This is a genomic window from Clostridium sp. (assembly GCF_051278035.1).
Classification (GTDB): domain Bacteria; phylum Bacillota; class Clostridia; order Clostridiales; family Clostridiaceae; genus Clostridium_AD.
The window spans coordinates 1-26389 of record NZ_JBNMNU010000047.1 but is presented as its reverse complement, the minus strand read 5'-3'; the positions used below and the strand labels follow the sequence as shown (position 1 = coordinate 26389).

Genomic DNA, 26389 nt, shown 5'->3' with positions numbered 1-26389 from the left:
GATGCAGAGATTTCGATCGATGCAAATAGAAAAATAATTAATTTTATTTTTCAAAAATTCTATTGTAATGAAGCGTACCTAATTCTCTGTTTAATTTTGAAAGACTAAGACTTAAAATAAATAAGTATAAACCAATTTGTGTTTATACTTATTTATTTTTTTGTTTTTTATAAAAACTGTTGTAATAACAATATAAAAAACTTCCACAATCTTGTGGAAGTTTTTTATATTGTTATATTCAGAGTCCATGCATTAATATGCGAATGTATGGTTGCCTATAGTAGTGGCTACCTTCTTTGAAGTTAACCATTTGTTTGTTATAGTATTTTCAAAAAAGTACAGTGCACCATTAGTGGGATCTGTTCCTTTTAAAGATTTATTTGCTGCTTTAGTTGCCGCTGTACTTGCAAGATTATTAATATTACCATCCAACACTGGTGAAAATTGATAGTAGCCATTGCTTTTCTCGTTAATTACTAGGCTAATATTAGTAGGGAACTGCGAACTTTGAACCCTATTCACTACAACAGCTCCAACAGCAAGCATTCCATTGTAGCTTTCACCACCTGCTTCAGCAGTTATCAGCCTAGCTAATAAATCAACATCACCATTAGAGTATGAAATAACTCCTGCAGTCTTTTGTTGTACCGCCTCTCCACCTGATCCAGAGGAAGCCGGTATCTTAAGAACATCTCCAGAGTAAATAGTAGTATCACTCCATTTATCATTTGTAGTTCTTAGTGCATCGACGGATATATTGTATTTTTTAGCTATAAAATATAATGTATCTCCTTTAACGACATTATATGTATTGTTTGGAACATCTAGTACTTGTCCAGAATATATGGTTTCTTTTGATAGTTCATTACTTTTCATCAAAAAACTAGTGGTCGTGTTATATGCTTTGCTAATTTCACTTAACGTATCACCAGACTTAACTTGGTATGTAGCAGCATATACAGAGCTGCTAGTAACTAAAGCTAAGGTTAAGGCTAATAACGTTCTTTTTAAATTCAATTTTAAAATAACAAGTCCTCCTTTATAAAGCCTACTATGTTAGTTGACGGATTCGGGTTAAAGGCAGTCTACTCTAGATAAGAGATTCACCCCATAAAAAAATCCCCCCCGCTCTCCATTTCGGAGATTCGGCAATGTAATAGGTGAATTGTAACATGAAACGACAAATTAACCTATGTATAAACTGTAAAACCATACTATACAGTGACAACTTTATGGAGTACAATAGTTTTAAATTAAATAGATAACTATATGTACTAGTACTACAATATCGTAAGGAGATGTTAATATGAAAATTTTAAGTGGAGTAGTAGGTGTAATGGGAGTAATGGTGATTTATATGTTAGTGAAAAACAATTCTATGCCAGAAAATTTAGGGGTAAACAATGGTAAACTTGCCAAATTATCAAACAAACCTAATGCCGTCTCCTCCCAAACAGATGAAAAAGATAAGAGAGTTGACGCATTAAAATTCAAAGGAAATTTAGAAAACTCAAAAAATGAGATTTATAAAGCTATTGAGAACTATGGTAATGCAAAAACAGTTATAAATGAGAAAAATTATCTATATGTGATTTTTACAACTGGAAAAATGAAATATCATGACGATGTAGAGTTTTACTTTGACGAAAGTGAAAAGCTTATCCACTTTCGATCTTCTTCAAGAATTGGTTATTCCGATTTGGGACTAAATAGGGAACGTTACAATAAGTTAAAAGAGTTTTATTATAAATAAATTTTTAATAATAAATTAAAAATCTATTTATATTTAATCTGTTCTTGTAAATACTATATTTAAGATGTGTACTAAATAAAAGTGATTGGAGGTGTCAATTTGGATAATAACAATAATAATAGGAAGGTAAGAAGAGAAGTTCAAAAGGTAGGAAAAAAAACTTTCGTAAGTGAAATTCAGGAATTTGATAAACCAGAAGGGTATGAAGACGCTTTTAAAAGATATTATCCCAAACAAAAATAAGCCTTTAGATTTTTAAGGCAGTACCACTCTTAATGTAATTAATTACATTAAGAGTGGTACTATCTATTTTTGGTAGCTTATAAATTTATTGTTAATTATAGGATTAGATGAGATAAGTTTATGCAACGAAAATCCCATAAGTGAGTTAATAACTGATGTTGGTAGTACTATTGATATAAATAATATGGGAAAAGGTACAGGTAATCCAAACAAAATAAGTGCGGAACCTAGAAAAATGCTTCCACTTATAATAGTACCAAGAAAATAAATTGTCGTTAATTTAAATGAAGAACTAGAACCCATTTTTATATATAAGCCATATATAATTATTGATGTTATTATTTTATCTATAATATTAGGCAATTGTCCACCTGGGAATGTGGTTGATAAAGCACATAAAACACCTGCTACTATACCAGTAATAAATGTAATCTTTAAATCCTTATTTAAAATTATTGACAAAATCATAAACACTAATAGGAAATCTGGTTTTACTCCAAAAAATATACCTGGGGTTATTTGATGCAATATAAGCCCTATTGCAAGTAATAGTGACGTTATAATTATTTTGTTCGTTTTCATAAATATTAGCTCCTTTTTAATAAGATTTAAATTTAGGGATTTTAATATATTTTCTATAATAATTGACTTTCACCACATCAAACTAACCACCACCCTTATATTAATTTTAAAAATAAAAAAACCCTCGCCCTGTATTAGGGCGAAGGATATTCGCTGTACCACCTAAATTATGCTGAAAAAGCATATTTTAAAATTCAAGCACATAAATGCTCTATCCCTTTTAACAGTGGGCAACCGGTAACTACTACTCTCAAAAATTGATTTCGGGTTACTTCTAGCAGGTCCATTCATTAAAGTTATCAATACTGAGATCACACTATCCTCAGCTCTCTGAAATTGCATGGCTTTAATTACTCTTCCTGTTCAACGAATTTATAATATTGCTTATTGTAACATTAACATTATTTAATGTAAATACTTATTTAGTGGTAAAAATTAGTATTTATGTTTATAATTACTATAAGTGTCATTGGAGTAAGGGGGATAAATATTTATGTTAGGTACAATTGTAAACTCGTTAGCAATATTAATAGGTGGATTTATTGGTTCTTTGTTTAAAAATATAATTTCTAGTGCGTACAATGAGACAATTATGAAAGCACTTGGGCTTTCAGTAATTCTTATTGGACTAAAAGGTGCCCTTCAGATTAATAACATATTGCTATTAATTATTAGTCTAACCCTTGGAACTTTAGTAGGTGAACTTATGAAAATTGAAAAGGGTATCGAAAATATAGGTGCTTGGCTAGAACTTAGATTCTCTAATCAAAAGGGTCTAGCTAAAGGATTTGTAACAGCTAGTCTCGTATATTGTGTTGGTGCAATGGCTGTAATGGGGGCGTTAAAGAGTGGTCTTACAGGTAATCATGATATATTATACGCTAAATCTTTAATAGATGGTATATCTGCAGTTATTTTTTCATCCTCTTTAGGTATTGGGGTTTGTTTTTCAGCGATTTCGGTTTTTTTATATCAGGGTATTATAACTTTGACAGCGTCTCTTATGAAACCATATTTAATACCTTCTGTAGTAAATGAGATGTCCGCTGTTGGGGGATTACTAATTGTAGCAATTGGTGCTAATATCTTAGAGATTAAGAGAATAAAAGTTGGTAATATGCTTCCAGCTATCTTCATACCACTTTTATATTATATATTTAAGTCCATTTGGTTTAATGTAATAGTAAAGATAATTTAGTTGTTGATGATTTATGAAGAATAAAGAAAAGGCTTTAAGAATTAAATATTCTTAAAGCCTTTTCTTTATGTTAATTAAATTTCTTCAATTTCTTCAATCTCTTGATTTTCTTCAATCTCTTGGTCTTCTAGGATTTGTAAAGTACTAGTATCAATCCAGTTCCAATTTGGTTTAAGCACTTTTATATCATCTATAAGTTGATATAATGCCAAATCTGCTTTTTTTGCTTCAAGCATTACATCAAAGTCAATTCCTAAAGGAATACATAGCTCGATAAAGTCAATAAATGATGCAGCATCAATAAAATCAGCATGCTTTTTATCTTTTTCACCAGTCTTAGGAGTAGAATAATTAACTTTTGGTGGTAGTATTTCGCCTTCCCAAGTATCAAAGATATCTTTTAACATAGGTTCTAGTTCATCAGCACCACTATTACAATAATGATGATGAACATCTAGTACCATAGGGGCCTTTATTTCTTTACATATATTTAATACTTCTTTGGTAGTAAAACTTTTATCATCATTTTCAAATATTAATAATTTTGTTATTTCTTTTGGCAAGTTATTAAAGTTTTTAAAGAATCTTTCTGTAGCAGCAGCTTTACCGCCTTCTTTACCACCAATGTGTACCGCCATTTTTCCTAGTGGATAGCTAATATCATTAAAAAGATTTGCATGGAACCACAGGTTTCTTTCAGTAGTTTTTAGCACTTCTTCTTTAGAACTATTAATAACATTAGAATCATCAGGATGTGTATCTACTCTTAAATTATTTTTGTTGATAAAATTACCAAGCCAATCAAAATCCATTTTTAAAATCCTTCTAAACTCCCAATCTGTAACTTCAGGATGAGTTGCTAAAGGAATTAAAGCAGAAGTTAATCTATAAAAGTGAATATTATTTTTTACTGTGTATTCTAAAATTTTATACAAATCATTAACGTTTGATACCGCTACCTTCTGTAGTTTTTCAAGCTTATCTCTATCCGTCGATTGTTTAGTATATGTAGAATAAGTTACAGTGCTAGAAGAAGTTATCTTCCCTAGCTTTAAAGCCGTGGCCACGTAGCCTAATCTTATTTTCATAATATCACTCCTCATATAATATAGTTTTACCAAATAAATATACATTAAAACATCTCTACTAACTATTATTCTTTAAACTGACATTTATTAATATATTTTAAGTATTGATCCGTAGTATAGAAATATATTCTATAAATCATTAATGTATTGTTTAACTAAAAGTTAGAACAAGCACGGGCTTAATTATACCACATAATTATAGTGTATGTAAAATTATATACAAATTCTGAATATAAGTTGTGAAAGAAGTAGAAGCTGAAGTGAGATCATAATCTACTTTTTATCGGAATCCCAATTCTTATGGTTGTTCCTATTTCGGGTTTGCTTTCTACTACAATGGAGCCATTGTGTTTACCAATAATCCATTTTGCAATTGATAATCCAAGTCCAGTTCCACCACTTTCTTTTGTTCTTGATTTATCACATCTATAAAATCTATTGAAGATGTAAGGAAGCTCTTCTTTAGAAATGCCTATACCTGTATCTATAATATCAATAATTAAACTATTTCTTTTAATATAGCAATTTAACACTATTATTCCACCGATTTGAGTATATTTTATGCTATTATCAATGAAAACTCTTAATGCTTGTTTTAATAGTTTTTTATCTGCATAAATGAGTAATTCTTCATTCATGTCAGTCCGAATTTCATGATTACAGTCAATTAATTTCGTTTCCTTTATAATTTCATCTACCAATATATTGATGTAAAACTCCTGTTTATTAATCTTTTGAGTGTTCTTATCGCTTCTTGCTAGAAATAAAAGCTTTTCTACTAACTGTTGCATATCGTAGGCTTCATCCTTTATAGCAGTTATAGATTCGTCTAATACATCATGGTCATCTTTTCCCCAACGTGATAGCATATTTGCATACCCTGTTATAACTGCTATTGGAGTTCGAAGCTCATGAGAAGCATCAGATACGAATTGGTTTTGTTGTTCATAGGAAGTTTGGATACCATCCAGCATTTTATTAATAGTTTGGGATAAATCTTTTAGTTCATCATGAGAATTACTAACATTAAGCCTAGTTCCTAGGGCATTAACAGAAATAGCTTTTGTAGTTTTTGTCATATCCCTTATTGGCAAAAGCATTTTTTTACTAGCTTTAGATCCAACACCTAAGGTTACAATCAAAGAGAATATATTTATGAAAAAAACAATTATTATGAAAATAACCCAATATTCATTTTGCTTATCAATATTTTTATAAAATTGTAGATAATAGATTTCGTTGTTTTGGTCTAATTTAGTAGTAACATAAACAAATTGCTGGTTTATTTCATCTACGATGGGGGAGGGGGAGACCTTTTTATAAAAAACTTGATTTTTTTTGTCTTTCACAGTAGAATAAACTAGATTTTCACTTTCATCAAAAATATTTAAGGTTACGTATTCTAAATCAGAAAAAACATTTATATCAAAGCTTTCAAAATCATTGTTCAATTTAGCATAATTAAGAGCAACGGAACTAAACTTATTAAGTTCAATATTTACCTCATTTAACAGAAACAGTCTAAATCCTATAATTAAAACAATGCTTAATATGAAAAGTATAATAGAAAAAATCAAAGTATATACTGCAGTCATTTTAAAACTAATTGAAAATCTTAGTTGCTTGTTTATTTCGTATGTTAATTTCTTTAATAATTTCGGCATGAAAATCAGGATTATTTTTGTTGATTTCAAGAGAACTCTAAAATATTGCAATAGAAGCCTAAATATAGCTTTTACATTATTCATCTTTTAAAAGATATCCCACCCCTCGCATGGTATAAATAAATTTATTGTTAAATCTATCATCAATTTTACTTCTCAAATACCTAATGTAAACATCTACAACATTAGTATCACCAAGATATTCATATCCCCATACTATATCTATAATCTTATTTCTTGTAAGAACAATGTTTTTGTTCTCTATTAGGTATTTAAGTAAATCAAATTCCGTCTTTGTTAGTTCTATAGAGTCATTTTTGAATGTAACCGTATGTGCATCTAAGTCTATGAAAAGGTCACCAGCTGATAATATATTAGAAACCCTTTTGAGTATAGGTGATTTTTTTAGCGCTGTTCTTATTCTTGCAAGTAATTCTTCAATTGCAAAGGGCTTTGTCATATAGTCATCAGCACCTATATCAAGGCCCATAACTTTATCCATTATCTCATCCTTTGCTGTAAGTATTATAACAGGAACTGCAGATATTTGCCTTAACCGTCGTAATACCTCAAGCCCGTTTAAAGAAGGCAACATAACATCGAGAATTATAACATCGAAAATTTCACTAATTGCTTTATCTAAACCTTCCCGACCGTCATAACATTGACTAACAATATAACCCTCATACTCTAGTTCTAACTGTAGAAATCGCGCTATTTTTATTTCATCCTCTATTATTAAAATCTTTTGTCCGCTCATATATACATTACCCCCAAATAATATCAATAGTTTTATTATATACATAATTTTAGACAATTGGATATTTATTTTAATTTTTTCTAAAAAAACAACCTACATTTACAAATGTAGGTAATAGAATATGTGGATACTATTCAGTTTTCATTTCCTCAGTAATTTTTGTAGTTACTTTGTTAACAGCCACGGACATCTTATCAAAAATATTGTTTACGTCAGAACACTCATTATCTTTCTTTTTGATTCTTATTTTGTGGTTAGTTGCGAGTGCTACTAATAATGCTATTATTGTTAAGGGTGTAACTGCTATAGCTACTATAATTGCTAATGTTACGCAAATATTTAGAACTACAGTATCATCTTTTTTAACTATAAGTTTTGTCTCATTTCCTTTCTTAATAAGTTTCTTTACCTTTTTAAAGAATTGACCTCCGCAACTTGTGGTTTCTGGTTCCTTAATCTTATCTTGTTTTTCTAAATATACTAAAGCTTCGATAAGGTTTCCGTTAGACATCTCTAGTGCATTTTTTGCATCCTCATAACTTACATTAGCTCTTTTCCTTAACTCATCAATTTGTTCTAAATTTATTGACATTTAAATTCCTCCTCATATTTGTTTTCTATATTGTTATTATAAGGTAGAAAAATTAAAACTTTATTAGCAAAAGATTAGAATCGCATTAGAAATTTATTCCACTGTATCTAAAGCAGCTTGAAATATGATCATTTATTATACCAGTAGCTTGGAGGTGAGCATAAGTTATAGTTGATCCTAAAAATTTAAAACCACGTTTTTTTAAATCTTTACTAACTCTATCTGACAAATCAGAAGTTGCAGGTACGGTTGCAGTATTCTCCCAGTGGTTAATTACTGGAATATTATCCACGAACGCCCATATGTAATTATCAAAGCTACCAAATTCCTCTTGAACTTTAAGAAACATTTTAGCATTATTTACAGAAGCAGCTATTTTGAGCTTATTTCTAATAATACCTGCATTTTGAAGGAGTTCAACTATTTTTTCATCATCATATTGTGCCACTTTATTAAAATCAAAATCATCATAAGCTATTCTGTAATTTTCTCTTTTTCTAAGTACCGTAATCCAACTTAAACCAGCTTGCGCAGATTCAAGAACAAGGAATTCAAAATGTTTTCTATCTACATGGACGGGTACTCCCCATTCTTCATCATGGTATTTCATATATAGGGGATCATTTCCACACCAGTTACATCTAATCATTTTCATACACCTCTTTCATTGTTATTATTGTAAGTTTATCATATATAATATAATAATTTATGCAGATGTGAATAAGAATATTAAGTGTTTTTATTCACATCTGCATCTACCATAGAATATATTAATAATATAAAAATACGAATTACTCATATAGTAAAACTGATTATTATTTATAATGCAGCCATTTCAATTTTATAGTTTACAAGTACATATATCAATTAACAAACTTATCTTCACAATATATTAAATATATTGTAGTGATATATGTATCCATAAAATTGTTGATAACTTATATTATCTCATTATAAATTTATATAAAAAAGGAGTTTTGATAAATGAGTAAAGATGAAAGATCAAACAAACATTGTGAATGCGAATTGTGTCATACTATAAATGCAGAACCAGTAAACATGGAGAATAATGGTGCTAAATTACTAACTGTTAGAGTTCAAGTGGATAACGTATGCTTCGGCAAACAAGTAGCTGTTGCATGTATTATATATGATAAGTGTCACAGAATACTTGCTTTTAGAGGTTTTACTACAGTACTATGTAAAGATGATGAATGTTGCGCTTGTGGTACTATTCGTCGTAAACTAGTATTTGTACTTCCTGAAGATATTGATATTGACGATTTAGAAGTTCGTGTTGCAGCAAATTATATATATCCTTGTGAGTAAAATAAATAGGTGTCTAGAAAAAGGGATAATGATTATAATCATTATCTCTTTTTCGATAAACATGGTATAATGAGTACTTAGGTCTAAAAATATATTTAAGTTATACTTAAAAATTATATATGAAACAAGAGAGGAAGTTAAAATGAGTAACATAAGATTTGATGAAATTAACATTAGTGAAGAAATATTAAAGGCGATTAATAATTTAGGATATGAAAATCCTTCAGAGGTTCAAGCAGCAGTAATCCCTATAGCTCTTGAAGGCAAAGATATCATAGTAAGAGCACAAACAGGTAGTGGGAAAACAGCTGCCTTTGCTATTCCACTTTGTGAAAATATAGATATTGAGGAAACAGAGCCACAAGCCTTAATACTGTCACCTACGAGAGAACTAGCACTTCAAGTAAGTCAAGATATAACACAGATAGGTAGATATAAGAAAATTAGAGCCATATCCGTTTTTGGTAAACAGCCTATAGAAATGCAAAAAAAACAGTTAAAACAAAGAGTTCATGTAGTGGTAGGAACACCAGGAAGAACTCTAGATCATATTGAAAGAGGCTCAATTAATTTAAATAAGGTAAAATATTTAATATTAGATGAAGCAGATGAGATGCTTAGTATGGGATTTATAGAACAAGTAGAAGCTGTTATTAAGGCTGTTCCTAAAAACAGAGTAACTATGTTATTTTCAGCTACTATTCCAGAATCTATTGAAGCGATTTGCATGAAATATATGGTTAATCCAGTGAAAATAGAAATGGCTTCTGAAAAATTAACTGTTGAGAAAATAGATCAAGTATGCTACGAAGTAGAAGAAGATAAGAAGCTTAGTTTGCTTAAGAGAACACTTTATATTGAGAATCCTGATTCTTGTATAGTATTTTGTAAGACAAAAGAAAATGTGGATGTAATAACGGAGCAAATGAAAAACAGACATTATTCCTGTGTTAAAATACATGGCGGGTTACTTCAAAGTGAAAGATTAGATGCTATGGAAAGATTTAAAAAAGGTGAGTATAGATTTTTAGTGGCTACTGACGTTGCGGCTAGAGGTATTGATGTAGAAGATATAACTCATATCATAAATTATGATTTACCACTTGAGAAAGAAAATTACGTGCATAGAATAGGAAGAACAGGACGAGCTGGAAAAAGGGGACGCGCTATAACTTTTACAACTCATCATGAGAAAAGATTTTTGCAAAACATAGAAAACTATATTGGTATGGAGATACCTAAAAGGCCAATACCATCAAAGGAAGAGTCTGAACCGTTCAGGGAAGCATTTTATGAAAAAAATGATGCTAAACCTGTCATTAAAAAGACTAAGGCCTCTAATTTTAGTGGAGATATAATGAAATTATATCTAAGCGCAGGTAAAAAGAAAAAACTACGAACTGTAGATATTGTAGGTACTATTTGCAATATTGATGGCGTAAGTGCTGATGATATAGGCATAATAGATATACAGGATAGTTTTTCCCATGTAGATATTATGGGTGGGAAAGGCAAGCTTGTATTAGAAGCCCTTAATAAAGGGTCGATAAAGGGAAAAAATATTAGGGTAGAAAAAGCAAATAAATAGTATGATAATACAAACCAAGTTGATTATACATAACACACAACTTGGTTTTAACTTTATTCTTTAACGGTTAATATTTCTATTTTATTAAATATATAGTAGAATGAATTATGAGGATTAAGTACTAATAATATTTTAAGGAGATGTGTAATGGGGGTAATGAGTCTAGCAGAGGTAATGGATAATTCTATAGAAGTTTTAAAAAAATACTTAAAAGTAATAATTACATTTAATTTTGCCTATGGAGCTTTAAGTATTATTGGAATGATTGGGTTTATAATTGTAGGAGGCATTTTTTCAGCAATGTCAGTAGCACTACATTTAAATGTGGTGATAATTGGATTTGGGTTTTTTATATTTACCATAAGTATAATTGCTTTTGTGACGAACTTTAAAATAGGCTTAATAAAAATATCAAGTCAAGAAATTTCTCAAGAACCAATTTATGCAAGTCAGGCTATATCAGCTTCATTTAAAAAGATTTTTGTGGTTTTAGGAGTTATATTAATGGAAATATTATTATATCTTCCAGTGGCGGGCATTTTTGGTGCAATTGGTTACATGTTTTTTGATGAAATTCAACAGTTTTATCTGCTTCATGGGATAATATATGATAAAAACGACGAAATCGGAATAATGATTTTAATTATTGGGTTTGTATTACTTATGATATTATCAGTTTTTGCATACGTAACTATATTTTCTTTTGCATTTCATGCAGTGGCAATAGAAAACAAAGGAGTGTTTGCTGCTTTAAAACGAAGTTATAATCTTGTGAAAAGGAATTATTTTAAGATATTAGGGTGTATAATATTATTTAATTTAACTTCCTCAGCAATTATATACTCTCTTCAAAGTTTTCTTGGGCTCCTTGGAGGGATAATTTATATGATTTTGAAGTTCTTAAATGTTCAGCAAGATTTCTTTGAATTTGCTACTATGGTATATAACTTTTCATCGTGGCCTATAAATATTTTATCATGGCTGGTTATAACGCCAATAGGAACAATAATGCTAACATATTTATATTATAATCAGAGATTTAAAAAAGAAGGTTATGATATAACACTAAATCTTAATAAATTACAAAAGGATAAAGAAAAGGAGCAGTTAAGTGAAGGTACTGAGTATAATAATTCCATCAAGCCAAGAATTTGATAGCACAACTAATGAGATACTTCAGGGTTATAAATATATACATTTAAAAACATCTCTACTAGATTTTATCCTGCAAATTAAAGATGGTATAAGTAAGTGGATAGTGAAAGTTTTTAAAAATTCTTTTTCAAATATCCATTCTCCAGGAGCAGTATCAGATAATTTAGCTAATATATTTATAATTATTGGATTTTTGTTGATTTTTACTATAGTGGTTTTAATAATTGTAAAAGTAAGTAAAACTTTTGAAAGAAAAAAAAGAATCAAAGAAATTTTAGGGGAAAAAATAGATGATAAAACAACTCCAAGTAGTTTAAGAATTTTGGCAGCGTCTTTTGGTGTAAAGGAAGATTTTAGACAAGCTATTAGATATGATTTTATTGCTATTTTGCTTTTGATGCATGAAAAAAACATAGTGTATCTTGATGAAACCAAAACCAATGAAGAAATCTATAAATATTTAAAGAAAAATGAATTTTCTATGCTATCTGTATTTGAATATTTAGTAAATGACTTTAATTCTTCTTGGTATGGGCATAGGTTGTGTACTAAACAGACTTATGATAAAGCTGTCCAAAACATTAATCAGCTCTGGAATGAGGTGCTAGTTTATGAAGAAAAAAAACAATAAAGATTTAAGGTTATTCATTTTGATTGTGCCTGTATTCCTTTTTTTAGCTTTCTATATTTTACCTAGAATTGATAAAAAGATTCCACATTATTCTGTTACAAATATATCAAAAATGGGATACAGTGTGTTTTATGAAACATTAAAGAAACTGAATTATCCAGTAGAACGAACATTAAACAAGGTAAGTGAGTTTAAGCCTGATAGCGTTCAGATTATATCTCCTGGTGGTGAATTTGATATAAATAACCTGGAAGTAATGAAGTGGGTAGAAGAGGGTGGGATATTAGTTTATCTTACACCGGAAATTAATCCTTTAGTTAAGTACGGAACGTCAGTTGCGGCACATGACAATATAAAACTGTATACATATCATAAGGGAAGCATAATAAATGCGGATGCAGATTTTGTTACAAATAAAGCACTTATGAAAGATACAAGCAAAACATATGAACTTCTTAAGAGAATTAATAGTCTACCTTATAAAAAGTTATATTTTAATGAATCATATATGTTTCCATCAGATATTACCAAATCACTATGGGACGTTACACCCACAGAAATAAAGTATATAATATATCAAATGTTAATAGCTTTAGCAGCATTGTTTTATTATAAAGGTAAGCGTTTCGGAAAAATAATACCACTCTATGAAGAAGTGGAGAGGGAAGAGAATGAGTATTTATACTCAGCAGCGTCTCTTTATAGGGGGGCTAAATGCTTAGATTTAATGGTGAATAGTTATTATCAAAACTTTCTTAAAGGATTTAAAGGAACTAGTAAAGACTGGTTAGAGTATTGGCAAGCGGAGGAAATACCATCAATACATGAGGCTAGAAGAGTTTACGAATTTATGAATAGTAAAAAATCAAAACCAAAGGCAAAAGAATACATTAAAATAATAACTAGTATAGAATATCTTAATAATATTGTGTATAAAAGGAGAGATTTACATTGGAAAACCTTGAAAAACAATTTACACGAAAACTTGTAGAAAAAATAACATTAGAGCTAAAAAAGGTTATAGTAGAGCAGGATGAATTAATAGAATACTCTTTAATAAGCATGTTTTCCGGCGGACACGTACTACTAGAAGGTTTTCCAGGTGTTGCTAAGACTTTGATGGTTAGAGCCTTAGCAAGGACACTTTCAGTAGATTTCAAGCGGATTCAGTTTACCCCAGATTTAATGCCAGCAGATGTAACTGGTACAAAGGTATTTAATATGGAAACAAGAGAGTTTGAGCTTAAAAAAGGCCCTATTTTCACTAATTTTATTTTAGCTGACGAAATTAATAGAACCCCTCCTAAGACACAAGCGGGGCTACTTGAAGCTATGGCTGAGAGCACAGTTTCAATTGATGGAGAGATGTTTACGCTTAGTGCACCTTTTATGATATTTGCAACGCAAAATCCATTAGAATATGAGGGTACTTATACTTTGCCAGAAGCTCTTGTAGATAGGTTTATGATGAAAATTATAATAGATTATCCATCAACTGCGGCAGAAAAGGAAATTCTGAGACGTCATAATGAAGGTTTTTCAAGTATAGATTTAGATAAGTGTAAATTACAAACAGTTTGTAATCGTTGCGATATTTTAAAATGCAAAGAAGAAATTCAAAAAGTTAAAGTAGACGAGGCTCTTATGGAATACATTGTAAATGTAGTTTACGAAACTAGAAATAATCCTATTATTGAAATTGGAAGTTCTCCAAGAGGAACTATTGCACTTCTTCAGAGTTCTAAAGCTTGTGCTGCAATTTGTGGGCGTGATTATGTAATTCCAGAAGATATAAAAAAAATGGCTATACCAACGCTAAGGCACCGTATAATCTTAAAGCCAGAATTAGAGCTTGAGGGAATTATGACAAACCAGGTACTTACAGATATACTTTCTAAAGTAAAAGTACCTAGGTAAAGAACACCTAGGTATAAAGTACCTAGATAGGGAGTGGGGGATATTAGTGGGTATTACTAAACGTTTTATATATTTGTTATGCGGTGGTTTGTTATTTCTTATATTAGCACTGGTTTTAAAAAACTCATTTACTGTATTCATAATTTACAATTTAATATGTGCTGCTTTACTCATAATTGATTATTTTATTTCAATAGATGATGGTGACTTATCAGTTCAGCGTATAGGTACAAATAAGTTGTCAATCTATGACACAGATAAAATATGTATTCAAATTTTCAATAAGAGTAACTATAAACTTCATGTAGAGATTATAGATGAGATTCCAGATTTTCATTTTAAGACTGAAAATAGAATAATGAGAGGTACAGTAATGCCTCTGAAAAAAAAGGATTTTAATTACGTAATCTATCCAACTAAACGTGGAGCATTTAACTTTGAAAATGTTCATGTTAAATGTGAGGGAAGATTAATGCTTTGTACGAAGATAATCAAGGTAGCGCTTCATAAGGAGTATAAGGTTTACCCAAACATGAAAAATCTTCGTAAATACAAACTTAACATGTGTAACAATCGCTCTTTTAAACAGGGTCAAAAAAATATGAAAATGCTTGGGAAAGGTACATCATTTGAGAGTTTAAGAGAATATGTAACTGGTGATGACTATAGAAAGATTAATTGGAAAGCAACGGCTAGAGGAAATAAACCCATATTAAATCAATATGAACCTGAAAAAGACCAGCACATTCATATTTTAATTGATACGGGTAGAGCTATGAGTTACAGTGTTCGGGGGTTTAGAAAGCTTGATTTAGTTGTTAATACTGCCCTAGTACTTTCAGATGTAGTGAACCAGAATGGTGATAAGTCTGGGCTCATGATATTCAATACTAAAGTAGATGATATGATAATGCCCGGTAAAGGAGCTGGTCATAGAGGTAAAATTATGGAGGCTCTTTATCATATTGACAACACTAAACAAACATCTAACTATGATGAAGCTTTTTACTATTTCAAAAAGAAGGAACGACATAGAAGCATTGTATTCTTATTTACGAATTTTGACACTGTAGAAGAAGCAGAAATTATACTAAAGGTTTTACCAGCTATTTCTAAGAATAATCTAATGGTTATTATACTTATAAAAAATGAAAGCATAGAATTAATAAGTTCACTCAAAATAAAAAACAAAGAGGACATATTTAATAAGGGTGTTGCTCTAGAAATGCTTGATGAAAGACGTAAGATAATAAATCTCTTGAATCGAAAAGGAATTCTTTGTATTGAGTGTGCACCTGAAAAAATTGAATACACTGTTGTAAATAAATATATCCAGGTTAAAAATAGAACATATTTGTAAAAGAATAGAGAAGTTATCTTTTTAAAATAAACTTCTCTAGATGTTACTTTTTTATTAAATATGGAATAGAAAAATATATTATTAATACTACTCCGGATATAGCGGCAAAAATTAGTTTTGCTAATACAGTGATGTCTAGAGGTGTAAAAAAACCTTCTATAATTCCGGAAATCACAAGCATAAATATTACACCAATTATTAGAGAAATAGATTGTTTTGCACCATTTATTAATGCATGTTGTCTAGAATATTCGCCAGGCATTAGTAGGCTTTTAGCAATTATAAGTCCTGCAGCTCCTGAAATAAAAATAGCTGTGAGTTCAATTATTCCGTGTGGCAAAATAAGAGACCAGTATTTCATAGGATTACCATAAATATAAATAAGTGCGGTTAGTGTTCCAAGTACTGCACCATTAAAAAACAACACATAAATTGTACCTATTCCAAGGGTTATACCCAATACAAAAGCTTTTAATGAAAGTGTAATGTTATTTACCATAATATAGCTGGACATTAAGGGGTAGTTCCATTCACCGCCACCAGTGTTTCCACTTTTTACTGAAGTGATTAAATCCTGGGGGAGGAACATACTAGCGTTATTAACATTTATAAGAACTAATATCATACTTAATAGGACTCCAATAGCAAAACAAGAGAAGGAGCACATTATAAACCATTTATACTCTTTTAAAAGCCTTGGAAAGTCGTAAGTAATGTATTTTAAAAGGTTGCCTGGAGATATTTTTTTTACTGCATAAACATGGCTATGGCATTTGTTAAGTAGTGAATTTAAATATGTCACTATACTACTCTTCGGATAATGAGTTCTAGCATAAGCTAAATGATGGCTAATTGCTCTGAAAATGTGTAGAAATTTCTTTACATCTTTGGAAGATAGTTTTTTCACACCTTTTTTATTAATTATGGTGGATAATGCTTCAAGTTCTTTCCAAGTATCGGAATTTATATTTATAAATTGATCTTCTTTCAATAGTTTCACCTCATGCTTATTTTACCAAATAAATTACAAATTGTGTAGATGTTTTTTAAGATACCTTAAAAATATACAAAAGAATTGGAGGAATACTATGAAAAAAATTCAAATAACAACCCCTGAAAACATAGAAGTAGAATATACTCTAGCAGGACTAGGGTCACGAACTGGTGCTGTACTTATTGATATGATGATTCAAGGCGTATTAATTTTAATACTAGGCATTTCGCTACTAATCATAGGATATTTTTCACCAAGTTTCTTTGAAGAATATTATGGCTGGATTATTGGAGGAACATTACTTGTAATTTCGCTAATAAGTTATGGTTATTTTATTTCTATGGAGTTAAGCATGAACGGCATGACAATAGGTAAAAAAGTTTTTAGAATTAGAACCCTAAGAAACAATGGTCAACCTATCACACTTAAGCACTCAGCTTTAAGGAATTTATTTAGAGTGTTTGTTGATGTTTTTGGTATTGGCGTTGTATTGATATTTCTTACTAAAGAGCATAAACGTGTAGGGGACTATGTTGCATCGACCATTGTAGTTGTAGAAGAAAATCAATCTCCACCAATTACATTAGAAGGCCTCCAAAAAATCAATGAACATTATAGATATTTAATGTCTGAGGAAGAATATGAAATTCTAATAGAGTATGTTAAAAGGCAAAATAGTATTGAAGATTGTAGTTATCTCAAAGAACAACTAAAGCAACATTTTAATAAAAAATTTGAAACTCAGGAGAATTTAGAGGAATGGGAAGCTTTTATTGGCGGACTGTAAGATTTATAGTATTGATATATAAAAGAGACTTAGGCAGATTAGTATGATATATTAATCTGCTTAAGTCTCTTTTTATTGTTAGTAGCGAAGGCAATACCGCGATGATAGTCACATATTATATAGCATATTAGGAATAATAAAATAATGATACTGGCGTTGTTTAATTTCATAGAAAAATATTTTATTAGTAAATGTAATTTAAATATTGCTTAATATGTGTTAAAATATAAAAGTTGTGCAATATATTTTGAAAAGAATAAATTTTTAACAACAAACAACTTTGTGGTATTGTATTTAACGATTAATAATATTACAGGTTAAAAAGGAGTGCTATAATGAAAACATTTGAAGAATTAGTTAATGAAACTTTAGAAGTTGAAGATTTGGAAGAATTAGAATCAGCAGCGGATTTATTTCAATTTGGTATTGAAAAGGGGTATTATAATAAACGCCAAGCAGATCAATTTAACATAACCTATTGGAAAATAAAAAATAAATGCTTAGCATATGATGTTGCCAAAGACATAAAAGGCAACAAATTAGATATTATTACTATGGTTTCTAGTGCTCCAATTGAAATAAAAGAGAACAGAAAAGAACTTATTAATTATGTAAATGGACGTTTTAAAGCATTAAAGGGTAGAATAGATGGAATTAGATAGTATTTCTTCTTAAGGCTAATAATAATTAAATATGGGAATTAAAGGTGTATATCGCTGTAAGTATGGATAAAATACAGCAATATACACCTGTTTTTTTATTGGTACAGATCTCCGGCAAGCTTTTCTATTTCAGCTATATCAAGTATAGTAATTGAGTTTTTCTCCTTTTTAATTATTTTATCATTGCATAATTTATTTATGGTTCTAATTAAATGTCTATAGCTCGTTCCAAGCAAATCTGCAAGCTCGGTAAATTTATCAGTTGTTATACCACCATCTAAATTAGATAGGTTGCTATTCTCTGGAGCAATAGCAAGTAGATAACTTGCTAATCTATTTTCTAGAGGATAGAGAATATTTATTGAACTGGCAATGGAAGAGCTAATAAATTTCTTGCCAAGGCTCGTACACATACACTTTAAAAAAGTTTGGTCATAAACAGCATATTTTCTTATATTCTTCATGGATATTCCAATGCACAAACATTCGGTTATGGCTTCAATGTTTGAATTAGCCTTGTCATAATCAATAAATTCCACATCTCCAATTATAACAAGTGGTTTATGTAACCTAAATAGTAGAGATTTACCGTTTTTGAGAACAGTATATATTTTTACTTTACCTTGTACAAAAAAATAAAAATAATCTATGGGCTCATCAGTTTTGACGAGGTGACTTCCCTTATCAAAACTATGTAGCTCCATATATTTATACATATCTATGCTGAAAAAATCATTGATATTATATTTTTTTATATAATTATCTAGTTCACTTTTACTATTTATTCGTTTCACAATGGATGCCTCCTTTTGGTATAAAAAGATAAAAATAATTATTTATTTGTGTGTCTAGGTATTATTATAGTAGTTTATTATAGTTTTGCATAAACAAATTTATTAAAAACAGGACATGTGTCATATAGAAGTGTTCTTTTTTATGTTAATCTTATACAAGTAGCTTTCATTAATGATCGGAGGAAATTAAATGTATAAAGCATCTGCGGTAATTATAGGTCTGTTAATTACTATAATGGTAACTTTTAATGGAATTCTGTCGACTTATACAGATTCCTATCAATCACTATTAATCATTCATATTATGGGACTTATTACTGTAATTATTATTTTAATCACAAAAAAGCAGACGTTAAAGGTATCTAAAAATATACCGATTTATTTATTTAGCGGTGGGTTAATAGGCGTTTTAGTGGTGTTCTTAAATAATTTATGCTTCAATGCTCTCGGAGCATCTCTAACGTTATCTTTAGGGGTTTTTGGACAACTCATTTTAGCTAGCTTTATTGATCATTATGGATTATTCGGTTTGGATATTTACAAGTTTAAAAGGAAAAAAATCACGGGTTTTTGTATCATATTGTTAGGTCTAGTTGCAATGATATATTATAAATAAATGAGGGGGTAAATATGTTTTATATAATTTCAGCAGCTTTATGTGGATGTTTTATTATATTATCTATGATTATAAATTCACATTTAGCTAAAAAAATAGGGGTATTCCAGGGAACTCTAGTGAACTACATTGTAGGACTATTCACTACTATACTTTTGATTATTATTGTACGTAATTTTGTTAACATATCTTATAAAGATTATACTGCAATACCAATATGGGCTCTTCTAGGTGGAATAATAGGAGTAATGGTAGTTGCAAGTTCTAACATTGTAATTCCTAAAATACCAACTATATATAGTACTTTGCTTATATTCATAGGTCAGATTTTCACAGGCATACTTATTGATTATTTTAGAGAGGGATTCGTTTCAAAAGGTAAAATTATTGGTGGAGTATTAATTCTAATAGGAATCATGTATAACTCTAACGTGGACAAGAAAGAATTGGCTATAAATGAATCTTAATTGTAAATTAAGGCTCAGCATTCGTGCTGAGCCTTAATAATTTGTGACTACAAAATTCGAGTAATTATGTTTGCAATTAAGTTTCATGTGAGTATAATTTCAAATTTTCGATGTACTTTTTTATATAACCCCTTATCTTATAAATTTCTAAGGTTGTAAGTAATGTTGGTGGCCCGAGGACAGATAAAATATTAATAATGCCTGTACTTTCTTGTACAGCATCTGTAGCATATGCATAATTTTGTTTGATGAATATACATCCAATTATACAACTTATTATGACTGGATATTTGTTGTGTTTAGCGTCTTTTAGTTTTGTCTTGAAGATAGCATTATCAATGCTACTCCCTAGTACTTTTCTGGGGCGACTTAAGTTTATTGTTTTAAAGATAATAATAACCCCCTAAAATTATATATATTATTATAGTATATGAAAATAAAGGGGAAGTGATATAGGCTTGTAAAAATAGTATGATTATGTGATAGGTAAAAAATAATGTATAATAGATTTAAGTAAAATATAAAACACGCGAAGGAGATAAACTATGGATAACGAGATAAAAGAAATGCTAGTCGAAATGCAAAAGGATATTAAAGATATTAGTTTAAGATTAAAAAATGTCGAGACCAATCAAGTTAATGTTTCTAATGCGGAACATAAGAATTGGCATATGTTAGCAGACAAGTTAGGGCAATACGACTTAATATTGCATAAAATATATGGTAAGAAGGGTTCTGACAAAGAAAACTAGCAAGTCAAAAAATAGTGGGATAAAAATTCCCGCTATTTTTTATATTTCAATTTAATTAAATACTAGTAATGTAACATAATAATGAATTAATAGTATATATCAAACTTATTGACGTGTATTAATTGGTTAAACTTCTCCTTCTATACACACTCATAATAATACCTACAGATCCCATATTAATAAGGCCTAAAGAGCCACCATAGCTTATAAATGGAAGTGCAATTCCAACAATAGGGAATAAATTTACATTCATTAATATATTTGCAGCAAATTGAACTGTTAATATACTAATTAGCCCTGCTATAACTAATCTTCCATAGCTATCCCTAACATATTTTGCAATATGCAAAATTCTATATATGAAAGAAATAATAATAGTAATAATAACCGCAGCTCCAAGCCACCCGAAGGTGTGTACTATATAATTAAATATAAAATCTGATTGCATCGAGGGTACTAATAGTTTTTCATTTGCAGAAAATCCATATCCGAGGATTCCAGATGTATGAGTTATTTTGTACATCTGTACACCTAAGTATCCAGCTCCATCTGGATCAGAGAATGGGTGTAAAAAAATAAAAAGTCTTTTTGCTCTATATGTTTCCGTGAAAATAAATAATATAAAACTAATAGCATTAAATGCAACAATGTAAATTGCATATCTTATTTTCATGTTAGACTTAAGGGCTAAAACTATAAAAGAAATAAAGTAAATTCCACAGTAAGCTAATCCTTGAACAGAAAGCATAAAGCACATTGGAATAATTAAATATCCAAAAGCTTTAATTAAATTCATTCTTTTGTTCCAGTCATAGTTATTGAATATGCCTGAAAGGGAAATTATAAATACGTATAAGCTAATTGCCTTAATATCAATTGTAAAAGAGCCAATTGAAATAAAGAGACTTCCATTTATAGGGTTGCCTATAAATATAAATAGGATAAATAACAAACACATTCCTGCGAAAAGGTGTTTCGAATACTTTTCTAATTTTCTGTAATCGAAGAAATATAATAATACTATACCAATGGTACCGATAGCTGCATATAATAAGCTGTGATTAAATAAATAATCACTATGTTGATATGCACTTTTGTATTGCATAAGATACATCAAAGCAACACCCATATTTACAAGGATTATGGTTAAAATTAATGTAATCCAATCTGGGGTTCCCTTATGGGCTATATTTAGCTGCTTACCCAGGTTTACACCATCTCCCATTCGTTCAACGGCTTTACTTACCGCTTCTTCTTGTAATATTCCACTTGAAGCATATTCATCTACAATATCCTCTATGTGTGATGATAGTTCTTGTTTTATTTCTTTATGAGCTGCGTTATATTTTACATAAGAACATACATAATCAATGTATTCACTAATTTTAGAATTATTTCCTACGCCCATAATGTAGCCTCCCATAATATTTTATCAACGGTAGAACGAAAAGTTGTCCATTCTTCTTCTTTTTCCTTTAAAGATAAACGACCTTCATCCATTATCCTGTAATATTTTCTGGGACGATTTCCAGAGCCTTCATCCCAATATGCCTCTACAAGTCCATTTGCCTCTAAGGTGTGAAGAATTGGATAGAGGGTACCTTCCTTTAATTTAAATACCCCCTTTGATTTTTCTTCCATCTCTTTTATCATCTCATATCCATACATTGGTTTTTTATTAATTAATTTAAGTATAAGAATTACAGTACTTCCTTTTAAAAGTTCTTTGTTTATTGACATGTTGTCGCCTCCTTTATAATTCTTAGTTCACAAGGTATTATATACCTTGCAATTCGATACATCGGCTTTATATGTATAATGATAGCACTATAATAAATTATGTCAATATGTAGGTTTAATTTTAATTTATGGTATCGCATATTATTATTCAAGTATAAAATTGATGAATATATGTAATATATATTTGACTCGTAGTATCGTTTATATTACTATTTATTTAGAGGTGGATAGTGCGCGTAAAACTTAAAATTCAAGTCTACGAGACGAGGGCTGGTAAAGACAATATCAAATTTCAAAAAAATTAGAACTAATAAAGTACTCTAATAATAAGGAGAATATTATGCATGAAACAGAGGTAAAAGGGATCTTATCAGCTCAAAATGGAATAAATATATACCGTGGCTGTACTCATGGCTGCATTTATTGTGATTCAAGAAGCAAATGCTATCAAATGCACCATGATTTTGAAGATATTGAGGTAAAGATTAATGCACCGAAAGTTTTAGAGGATGTACTACGACGGAAAAGGAAGAAGTGTATGATAGGTACTGGGGCAATGAGTGATCCATACATTCATTTGGAAGAAAAATTGGGAAACACCCGAAAATGTATTGAGCTTATTTATTCTAATGGATTTGGACTGGCCATACAGAGCAAATCATCAAGAATTTTAAGGGATCTGGACTTATTTAAAAAAATTAATGAGAAGACAAAGTGTGTAGTTCAGATGACCCTTACTACTTATGACGAAGCTTTGTGTAAAATCATAGAGCCCAATGTTAGCACAACAAGAGAACGGTTTGAGGTGTTAAAGATAATGCGTGATAATGGAATTCCTACAGTAGTTTGGTTGAGTCCGATTTTACCATTTATCAATGATACAGAGGAAAATATTCGAGGACTTCTTGATTATTGTATAGAAGCGAAAGTACATGGCATTATTTGTTTTGGCATGGGATTAACCTTAAGAGAAGGAAATAGGGAACATTTCTATAAAAAGCTGGATGAATATTTTCCAGGAATGAAGGCTCGATATATAGAAAGATTTAACTATGCTTATCAGATACCAAGTCCAAACAATGATAGTTTGATGGATATGTTGAAAAGAACCTGTAAATCCCATGGTATATTGTGTGGTTTTGAAGAATGCTTCAACTATCTTCATGAATTTGAGGAAAGAAATGATCATGAGCAGTTAATGATACCTGGACTAGATTAGCATTAGTAATCAATCAGTTTTTGGCTTTAGCCTTACAATAAAATCATGCTTTAAGGAATCATCTCAGTAGGTTTCTCCTTTTGATCATATGGGAATATGTAAGCAGGAACATTTTTGCTTTTATATATTGTATAACAATATGCATAGAGAACGTGGGACTGTTCATATCAATCTAATCAAACATTTTCAAACGAATAACCTGGGTTTCTTTACCAATCCGTTTGAAGAAGCAATGCAACTTTATAAGAAAGAGTATGCTAGGTTACAGGTTCAAGTGCTTGCTTATGATTCTATGAATACATTTAGAAAAGATTACCTTGGACTTGTTAGTGTGTAGAGCTTATTGAATGTTGCCGTTCGCTATGACTAGTGGATTATTTTTATGTAGCATTGTGTAAATTTATTACTTATACTCTATATATAGGTTAGGACCAAACTATATGAAATTTATGATTAAAATCAAGATTATATAGGAAGGATGGAATTGTTGTATGAGTTATGGAGAATTATTAAGATAATCTAAAAGACTCAAATAATATTGATTAAATAGGAATGTCAAAAACCACGAGGAGTTGAGAAAATGGGTCAATCAATTATCCATGTAGCTCTAGTTGTAAAAGATTATGACGCGGCGATAGAGTTCTATACGAAGAAGCTTAATTTTACATTACTTGAAGATACTTACCAGCCGGAACAAGATAAACGCTGGGTTGTAGTTGCTCCACCTGGGTCAGTCGGAACTACGATACTACTTGCTAGGGCATCTAAATCTGAACAAGAGCCCTTTATAGGTAATCAATCAGGTGGGAGAGTTTTTCTTTTTTTAAACACTGATGATTTTTGGAGGGATTACAATGAAATGGTCTTAAGGGGAATAGAATTTGTAAGAGAACCAAAAGATCAATCATATGGAGTGGTTGCGGTATTTAAGGATTTATATGGTAACTTATGGGATCTTTTAGAATTAAAAAAAGATCATCCGATTTTCAAACGAACTAAGTAAAAAGAAATTCTGAGTTTAGTTATTAATCAAGTTTCAGAGAGGACGGAGCAGCATATAATAAAAGTTTCCCATTCAGTTCGGCTTGAAAATACAGCCAAGCTACACCTGAGATGCAAAGTAAAAATTATTTAAAATATATAGAGGAAGGAATGATATAAACATATGACTGAAAAAGAAATGTGGAATTTATATACACAAAACAACGATGTGAAAAATAAGACCTATGATGCTTGGAGTTTTGGTGGAGATACTTCAATAGCAAATGAACTTGCAAAATTTGTAGTAAATGGCATAAAGACGGCAACCGCATCGGCTTATCAAATATATGAAATTGATAACAGTCCGTTGCCACCAATAGGTGGTTTGAATATTATTTTAGACTCTGATAATAATGCTGTTTGTATAACTGAAACAACGAAAGTTTACACTTGCCCATTTGGAGAAGTGTCAGAAAGTCATGCTTTTAAAGAGGGCGAAGGGGATTGCTCCATTGCATATTGGAGAACGGTACATGAAAACTTTTTTTCAAAGGAACTCAAAGTATATGACCTAGATTTTGATAAAACCATGATGATTGTTTGCGAAGAATTTGAAGTAGTGTGGAAAGAATAATCAAAAATATTCTTAAGGCCATTGTCATCCAATAAATAAGATAAGCTCTCCTGAGTGTTTGGAATTGTATTTTTTAGATCATTAACTGTTTTCGTATTGTTCTCTATTTTTAATTTATTAAAAACATCAGCACCAGTTTTTACTGCAATTCCATTAAAGCACTCATAAAACTGTGAATGATCAGTTATGTATATCAAAAATGAAGCATAAGAACTCATTTACAAATAAGTTCTTGTGCTTCAGATCCTTACACATGATTTTTCTTGTTTTGGCATATACATTTGCAGTTCTACACTATCATAGGACAAACTTTGCAATTAATGCAACTGCTTTTGGTGCTACCTCCTTTGACCAAAAATTAAATAGGGCATAATAAGGATCAATATCTGTAAACATTAAATAACCTGACTTGGAAGTCACTATAACCACAGCTATAAGTAACAAATACCTATAATATTTCATATAGAGGTCAATGCCTTTAGGAACAAACTGGTTATATCTATTCTTAAAAAGCCTCTTGCCTATTTTACATATCCACTCTTGGAAGGAACTCAGTGGACATATCCAACCACAAAATACTGGTCCAAAAAAAATGGCTAATATAAATATAATTCCCATGAGTACAACGGCTGACATATGAATCTTCTGGATAAACGTTCCCAATGTGGCTAAGTTATAAAGAGTGCCCCCCCCAAAAATGGCATAACGCGTGAAGAGAGGCTTCGGATAAAAAGCTGATGCCTCGTCCTACTTCTGTTTGTAATAATGAGATGTACATGTGATAATGAATATGATAATTGTATGTAGTTTACTTATAACGCAAAAACATACATTTTAAAATGTGAAGGAGATTGATGAAAATGTATCGCATACTTGCAGCTGA

Annotated in this window: 30 protein-coding genes, 1 riboswitch and 1 other annotated feature; of the genes, 18 read left to right on the top strand and 12 right to left on the bottom strand. The window is 30.2% G+C overall.

What is annotated here, in order from left to right:
- Nucleotides 1-252 precede the first annotated feature (252 nt).
- Nucleotides 253-1017 carry a cell wall hydrolase gene (locus ACJAX4_RS09160; protein ID WP_435789156.1) on the bottom strand — a complete coding sequence of 255 codons (765 nt, stop codon included), beginning with the start codon at nt 1015-1017 and terminating at the stop codon, nt 253-255.
- 12 nt (nt 1018-1029) lie between these two features.
- Nucleotides 1030-1161: riboswitch (cyclic di-AMP (ydaO/yuaA leader) on the bottom strand.
- 145 nt (nt 1162-1306) lie between these two features.
- Between ACJAX4_RS09160 and ACJAX4_RS09155 the strand changes: the two genes are divergently transcribed.
- A complete protein-coding gene (locus ACJAX4_RS09155) occupies nt 1307-1753 on the top strand; it encodes a DUF1499 domain-containing protein (protein WP_435789155.1) in 447 nt (148 codons plus the stop codon).
- A gap of 99 nt (nt 1754-1852) precedes the next feature.
- Entirely contained in the window at nt 1853-1996 is a 144-nt protein-coding gene (locus ACJAX4_RS09150; RefSeq protein WP_435789154.1) for a hypothetical protein, read from the top strand.
- Between the two features lie 63 nt (nt 1997-2059).
- Here ACJAX4_RS09150 and ACJAX4_RS09145 read toward each other — a convergent pair whose 3' ends face one another.
- Nucleotides 2060-2584 (bottom strand): tryptophan transporter, encoded by a 525-nt coding sequence (locus ACJAX4_RS09145; RefSeq protein ID WP_435789157.1) that lies wholly within the window; start codon nt 2582-2584, stop codon nt 2060-2062.
- A 126-nt stretch (nt 2585-2710) separates the two neighbouring features.
- Nucleotides 2711-2954: a binding site (T-box leader), on the bottom strand.
- Between the two features lie 117 nt (nt 2955-3071).
- Between ACJAX4_RS09145 and ACJAX4_RS09140 the strand changes: the two genes are divergently transcribed.
- A complete protein-coding gene (locus ACJAX4_RS09140) occupies nt 3072-3776 on the top strand; it encodes a DUF554 domain-containing protein (RefSeq protein ID WP_435789153.1) in 705 nt (234 codons plus the stop codon).
- A 74-nt stretch (nt 3777-3850) separates the two neighbouring features.
- Here ACJAX4_RS09140 and uvsE read toward each other — a convergent pair whose 3' ends face one another.
- From uvsE to ACJAX4_RS09115, 5 genes are all read right to left on the bottom strand, one after another.
- Nucleotides 3851-4864: a UV DNA damage repair endonuclease UvsE gene (gene uvsE, locus ACJAX4_RS09135; protein WP_435789152.1), complete on the bottom strand. Its 1014-nt coding sequence runs from the start codon at nt 4862-4864 to the stop codon at nt 3851-3853.
- 266 nt (nt 4865-5130) lie between these two features.
- Nucleotides 5131-6612 (bottom strand): ATP-binding protein, encoded by a 1482-nt coding sequence (locus tag ACJAX4_RS09130; protein ID WP_435789151.1) that lies wholly within the window; start codon nt 6610-6612, stop codon nt 5131-5133.
- Entirely contained in the window at nt 6605-7288 is a 684-nt protein-coding gene (locus ACJAX4_RS09125; RefSeq protein WP_435789150.1) for a response regulator transcription factor, read from the bottom strand. The genes ACJAX4_RS09130 and ACJAX4_RS09125 overlap by 8 nt, the downstream gene beginning before the upstream one ends.
- A gap of 130 nt (nt 7289-7418) precedes the next feature.
- On the bottom strand, nt 7419-7880 hold the full coding sequence (locus tag ACJAX4_RS09120; protein WP_435789149.1) for a DUF4342 domain-containing protein: 462 nt from the start codon (nt 7878-7880) through the stop codon (nt 7419-7421).
- Nucleotides 7881-7965: 85 nt separating this feature from the next.
- Nucleotides 7966-8529, bottom strand: a complete 564-nt coding sequence (locus ACJAX4_RS09115) for a DNA-3-methyladenine glycosylase I (protein WP_435789148.1) — start codon at nt 8527-8529, stop codon at nt 7966-7968.
- A 335-nt stretch (nt 8530-8864) separates the two neighbouring features.
- On the opposite strand from ACJAX4_RS09115, the gene ACJAX4_RS09110 reads away from it, so the two are divergent.
- From ACJAX4_RS09110 to ACJAX4_RS09080, 7 genes are all read left to right on the top strand, one after another.
- Nucleotides 8865-9209, top strand: coding sequence for a hypothetical protein (locus ACJAX4_RS09110; RefSeq protein ID WP_435789147.1), 345 nt, complete (start codon nt 8865-8867; stop codon nt 9207-9209).
- 142 nt (nt 9210-9351) lie between these two features.
- Nucleotides 9352-10797, top strand: a complete 1446-nt coding sequence (locus ACJAX4_RS09105) for a DEAD/DEAH box helicase (RefSeq protein WP_435789146.1) — start codon at nt 9352-9354, stop codon at nt 10795-10797.
- A 147-nt stretch (nt 10798-10944) separates the two neighbouring features.
- A complete protein-coding gene (locus ACJAX4_RS09100) occupies nt 10945-11952 on the top strand; it encodes a hypothetical protein (protein WP_435789145.1) in 1008 nt (335 codons plus the stop codon).
- On the top strand, nt 11909-12583 hold the full coding sequence (locus tag ACJAX4_RS09095) for a hypothetical protein (protein WP_435789144.1): 675 nt from the start codon (nt 11909-11911) through the stop codon (nt 12581-12583). Before ACJAX4_RS09100 ends, ACJAX4_RS09095 begins: the two co-directional genes overlap by 44 nt.
- Nucleotides 12564-13574, top strand: coding sequence for a hypothetical protein (locus tag ACJAX4_RS09090; RefSeq protein ID WP_435789143.1), 1011 nt, complete (start codon nt 12564-12566; stop codon nt 13572-13574). Before ACJAX4_RS09095 ends, ACJAX4_RS09090 begins: the two co-directional genes overlap by 20 nt.
- Nucleotides 13535-14500, top strand: a complete 966-nt coding sequence (locus ACJAX4_RS09085; RefSeq protein WP_435789142.1) for an AAA family ATPase — start codon at nt 13535-13537, stop codon at nt 14498-14500. Before ACJAX4_RS09090 ends, ACJAX4_RS09085 begins: the two co-directional genes overlap by 40 nt.
- Before the next feature lie 46 nt (nt 14501-14546).
- Nucleotides 14547-15860: a DUF58 domain-containing protein gene (locus tag ACJAX4_RS09080; protein ID WP_435789141.1), complete on the top strand. Its 1314-nt coding sequence runs from the start codon at nt 14547-14549 to the stop codon at nt 15858-15860.
- Nucleotides 15861-15903: 43 nt separating this feature from the next.
- Here the strand turns inward: ACJAX4_RS09080 and ACJAX4_RS09075 are convergent, their stop codons facing one another.
- Nucleotides 15904-16851, bottom strand: a complete 948-nt coding sequence (locus tag ACJAX4_RS09075; RefSeq protein ID WP_435789140.1) for a stage II sporulation protein M — start codon at nt 16849-16851, stop codon at nt 15904-15906.
- Between the two features lie 97 nt (nt 16852-16948).
- On the opposite strand from ACJAX4_RS09075, the gene ACJAX4_RS09070 reads away from it, so the two are divergent.
- Both ACJAX4_RS09070 and ACJAX4_RS09065 read left to right on the top strand, forming a co-directional pair.
- Entirely contained in the window at nt 16949-17641 is a 693-nt protein-coding gene (locus tag ACJAX4_RS09070) for an RDD family protein (protein ID WP_435789139.1), read from the top strand.
- A 335-nt stretch (nt 17642-17976) separates the two neighbouring features.
- Nucleotides 17977-18303 (top strand): hypothetical protein, encoded by a 327-nt coding sequence (locus tag ACJAX4_RS09065; protein WP_435789138.1) that lies wholly within the window; start codon nt 17977-17979, stop codon nt 18301-18303.
- 95 nt (nt 18304-18398) lie between these two features.
- Here ACJAX4_RS09065 and ACJAX4_RS09060 read toward each other — a convergent pair whose 3' ends face one another.
- Nucleotides 18399-19097, bottom strand: a complete 699-nt coding sequence (locus tag ACJAX4_RS09060) for a cyclic nucleotide-binding domain-containing protein (protein ID WP_435789137.1) — start codon at nt 19095-19097, stop codon at nt 18399-18401.
- A gap of 190 nt (nt 19098-19287) precedes the next feature.
- On the opposite strand from ACJAX4_RS09060, the gene ACJAX4_RS09055 reads away from it, so the two are divergent.
- The 3 genes from ACJAX4_RS09055 to ACJAX4_RS09045 all read left to right on the top strand — a co-directional run bounded on the left by ACJAX4_RS09055 (nt 19288) and on the right by ACJAX4_RS09045 (nt 20932).
- Nucleotides 19288-19713 carry a DMT family transporter gene (locus tag ACJAX4_RS09055; protein ID WP_435789136.1) on the top strand — a complete coding sequence of 142 codons (426 nt, stop codon included), beginning with the start codon at nt 19288-19290 and terminating at the stop codon, nt 19711-19713.
- Between the two features lie 14 nt (nt 19714-19727).
- Entirely contained in the window at nt 19728-20180 is a 453-nt protein-coding gene (locus ACJAX4_RS09050) for a DMT family transporter (protein WP_435789135.1), read from the top strand.
- Nucleotides 20181-20725: 545 nt separating this feature from the next.
- Nucleotides 20726-20932 (top strand): hypothetical protein, encoded by a 207-nt coding sequence (locus tag ACJAX4_RS09045; RefSeq protein ID WP_435789134.1) that lies wholly within the window; start codon nt 20726-20728, stop codon nt 20930-20932.
- 118 nt (nt 20933-21050) lie between these two features.
- On the opposite strand, the gene ACJAX4_RS09040 is transcribed toward ACJAX4_RS09045, so the two are convergent.
- Nucleotides 21051-22340, bottom strand: coding sequence for an FtsW/RodA/SpoVE family cell cycle protein (locus ACJAX4_RS09040; protein WP_435789133.1), 1290 nt, complete (start codon nt 22338-22340; stop codon nt 21051-21053).
- Entirely contained in the window at nt 22331-22672 is a 342-nt protein-coding gene (locus ACJAX4_RS09035) for a PadR family transcriptional regulator (RefSeq protein WP_435789132.1), read from the bottom strand. The genes ACJAX4_RS09040 and ACJAX4_RS09035 overlap by 10 nt, the downstream gene beginning before the upstream one ends.
- A gap of 340 nt (nt 22673-23012) precedes the next feature.
- On the opposite strand from ACJAX4_RS09035, the gene ACJAX4_RS09030 reads away from it, so the two are divergent.
- The 3 genes from ACJAX4_RS09030 to ACJAX4_RS09020 all read left to right on the top strand — a co-directional run bounded on the left by ACJAX4_RS09030 (nt 23013) and on the right by ACJAX4_RS09020 (nt 25506).
- Entirely contained in the window at nt 23013-23891 is an 879-nt protein-coding gene (locus ACJAX4_RS09030; RefSeq protein WP_435789131.1) for a radical SAM protein, read from the top strand.
- 580 nt (nt 23892-24471) lie between these two features.
- The gene (locus tag ACJAX4_RS09025; RefSeq protein ID WP_435789130.1) at nt 24472-24894 is read left to right on the top strand and encodes a VOC family protein; all 423 of its coding nucleotides are present in this window, start codon (nt 24472-24474) and stop codon (nt 24892-24894) included.
- Nucleotides 24895-25056: 162 nt separating this feature from the next.
- The gene (locus tag ACJAX4_RS09020) at nt 25057-25506 is read left to right on the top strand and encodes an ASCH domain-containing protein (protein ID WP_435789129.1); all 450 of its coding nucleotides are present in this window, start codon (nt 25057-25059) and stop codon (nt 25504-25506) included.
- A 297-nt stretch (nt 25507-25803) separates the two neighbouring features.
- On the opposite strand, the gene ACJAX4_RS09015 is transcribed toward ACJAX4_RS09020, so the two are convergent.
- Nucleotides 25804-26142 carry a 4Fe-4S binding protein gene (locus ACJAX4_RS09015; protein ID WP_435789128.1) on the bottom strand — a complete coding sequence of 113 codons (339 nt, stop codon included), beginning with the start codon at nt 26140-26142 and terminating at the stop codon, nt 25804-25806.
- Between the last annotated feature and the right edge of the window lie 247 nt (nt 26143-26389).

Bases quoted from the DNA above. Each gene is read 5' to 3' on its own strand.
- ACJAX4_RS09155 (WP_435789155.1), top strand. From the start codon at position 1,307: ATGAAAATTTTAAGTGGAGTAGTAGGTGTAATGGGAGTAATGGTGATT.
- ACJAX4_RS09140 (WP_435789153.1), top strand. From the start codon at position 3,072: ATGTTAGGTACAATTGTAAACTCGTTAGCAATATTAATAGGTGGATTT.
- uvsE (WP_435789152.1), bottom strand. From the start codon at position 4,864: ATGAAAATAAGATTAGGCTACGTGGCCACGGCTTTAAAGCTAGGGAAG.
- ACJAX4_RS09130 (WP_435789151.1), bottom strand. From the start codon at position 6,612: ATGAATAATGTAAAAGCTATATTTAGGCTTCTATTGCAATATTTTAGA.
- ACJAX4_RS09125 (WP_435789150.1), bottom strand. From the start codon at position 7,288: ATGAGCGGACAAAAGATTTTAATAATAGAGGATGAAATAAAAATAGCG.
- ACJAX4_RS09120 (WP_435789149.1), bottom strand. From the start codon at position 7,880: ATGTCAATAAATTTAGAACAAATTGATGAGTTAAGGAAAAGAGCTAAT.
- ACJAX4_RS09115 (WP_435789148.1), bottom strand. From the start codon at position 8,529: ATGATTAGATGTAACTGGTGTGGAAATGATCCCCTATATATGAAATAC.
- ACJAX4_RS09110 (WP_435789147.1), top strand. From the start codon at position 8,865: ATGAGTAAAGATGAAAGATCAAACAAACATTGTGAATGCGAATTGTGT.
- ACJAX4_RS09105 (WP_435789146.1), top strand. From the start codon at position 9,352: ATGAGTAACATAAGATTTGATGAAATTAACATTAGTGAAGAAATATTA.
- ACJAX4_RS09100 (WP_435789145.1), top strand. From the start codon at position 10,945: ATGGGGGTAATGAGTCTAGCAGAGGTAATGGATAATTCTATAGAAGTT.
- ACJAX4_RS09090 (WP_435789143.1), top strand. From the start codon at position 12,564: ATGAAGAAAAAAAACAATAAAGATTTAAGGTTATTCATTTTGATTGTG.
- ACJAX4_RS09070 (WP_435789139.1), top strand. From the start codon at position 16,949: ATGAAAAAAATTCAAATAACAACCCCTGAAAACATAGAAGTAGAATAT.
- ACJAX4_RS09065 (WP_435789138.1), top strand. From the start codon at position 17,977: ATGAAAACATTTGAAGAATTAGTTAATGAAACTTTAGAAGTTGAAGAT.
- ACJAX4_RS09055 (WP_435789136.1), top strand. From the start codon at position 19,288: ATGTATAAAGCATCTGCGGTAATTATAGGTCTGTTAATTACTATAATG.
- ACJAX4_RS09050 (WP_435789135.1), top strand. From the start codon at position 19,728: ATGTTTTATATAATTTCAGCAGCTTTATGTGGATGTTTTATTATATTA.
- ACJAX4_RS09045 (WP_435789134.1), top strand. From the start codon at position 20,726: ATGGATAACGAGATAAAAGAAATGCTAGTCGAAATGCAAAAGGATATT.
- ACJAX4_RS09040 (WP_435789133.1), bottom strand. From the start codon at position 22,340: ATGGGCGTAGGAAATAATTCTAAAATTAGTGAATACATTGATTATGTA.
- ACJAX4_RS09035 (WP_435789132.1), bottom strand. From the start codon at position 22,672: ATGTCAATAAACAAAGAACTTTTAAAAGGAAGTACTGTAATTCTTATA.
- ACJAX4_RS09030 (WP_435789131.1), top strand. From the start codon at position 23,013: ATGCATGAAACAGAGGTAAAAGGGATCTTATCAGCTCAAAATGGAATA.
- ACJAX4_RS09025 (WP_435789130.1), top strand. From the start codon at position 24,472: ATGGGTCAATCAATTATCCATGTAGCTCTAGTTGTAAAAGATTATGAC.
- ACJAX4_RS09020 (WP_435789129.1), top strand. From the start codon at position 25,057: ATGACTGAAAAAGAAATGTGGAATTTATATACACAAAACAACGATGTG.
- ACJAX4_RS09015 (WP_435789128.1), bottom strand. From the start codon at position 26,142: ATGTCAGCCGTTGTACTCATGGGAATTATATTTATATTAGCCATTTTT.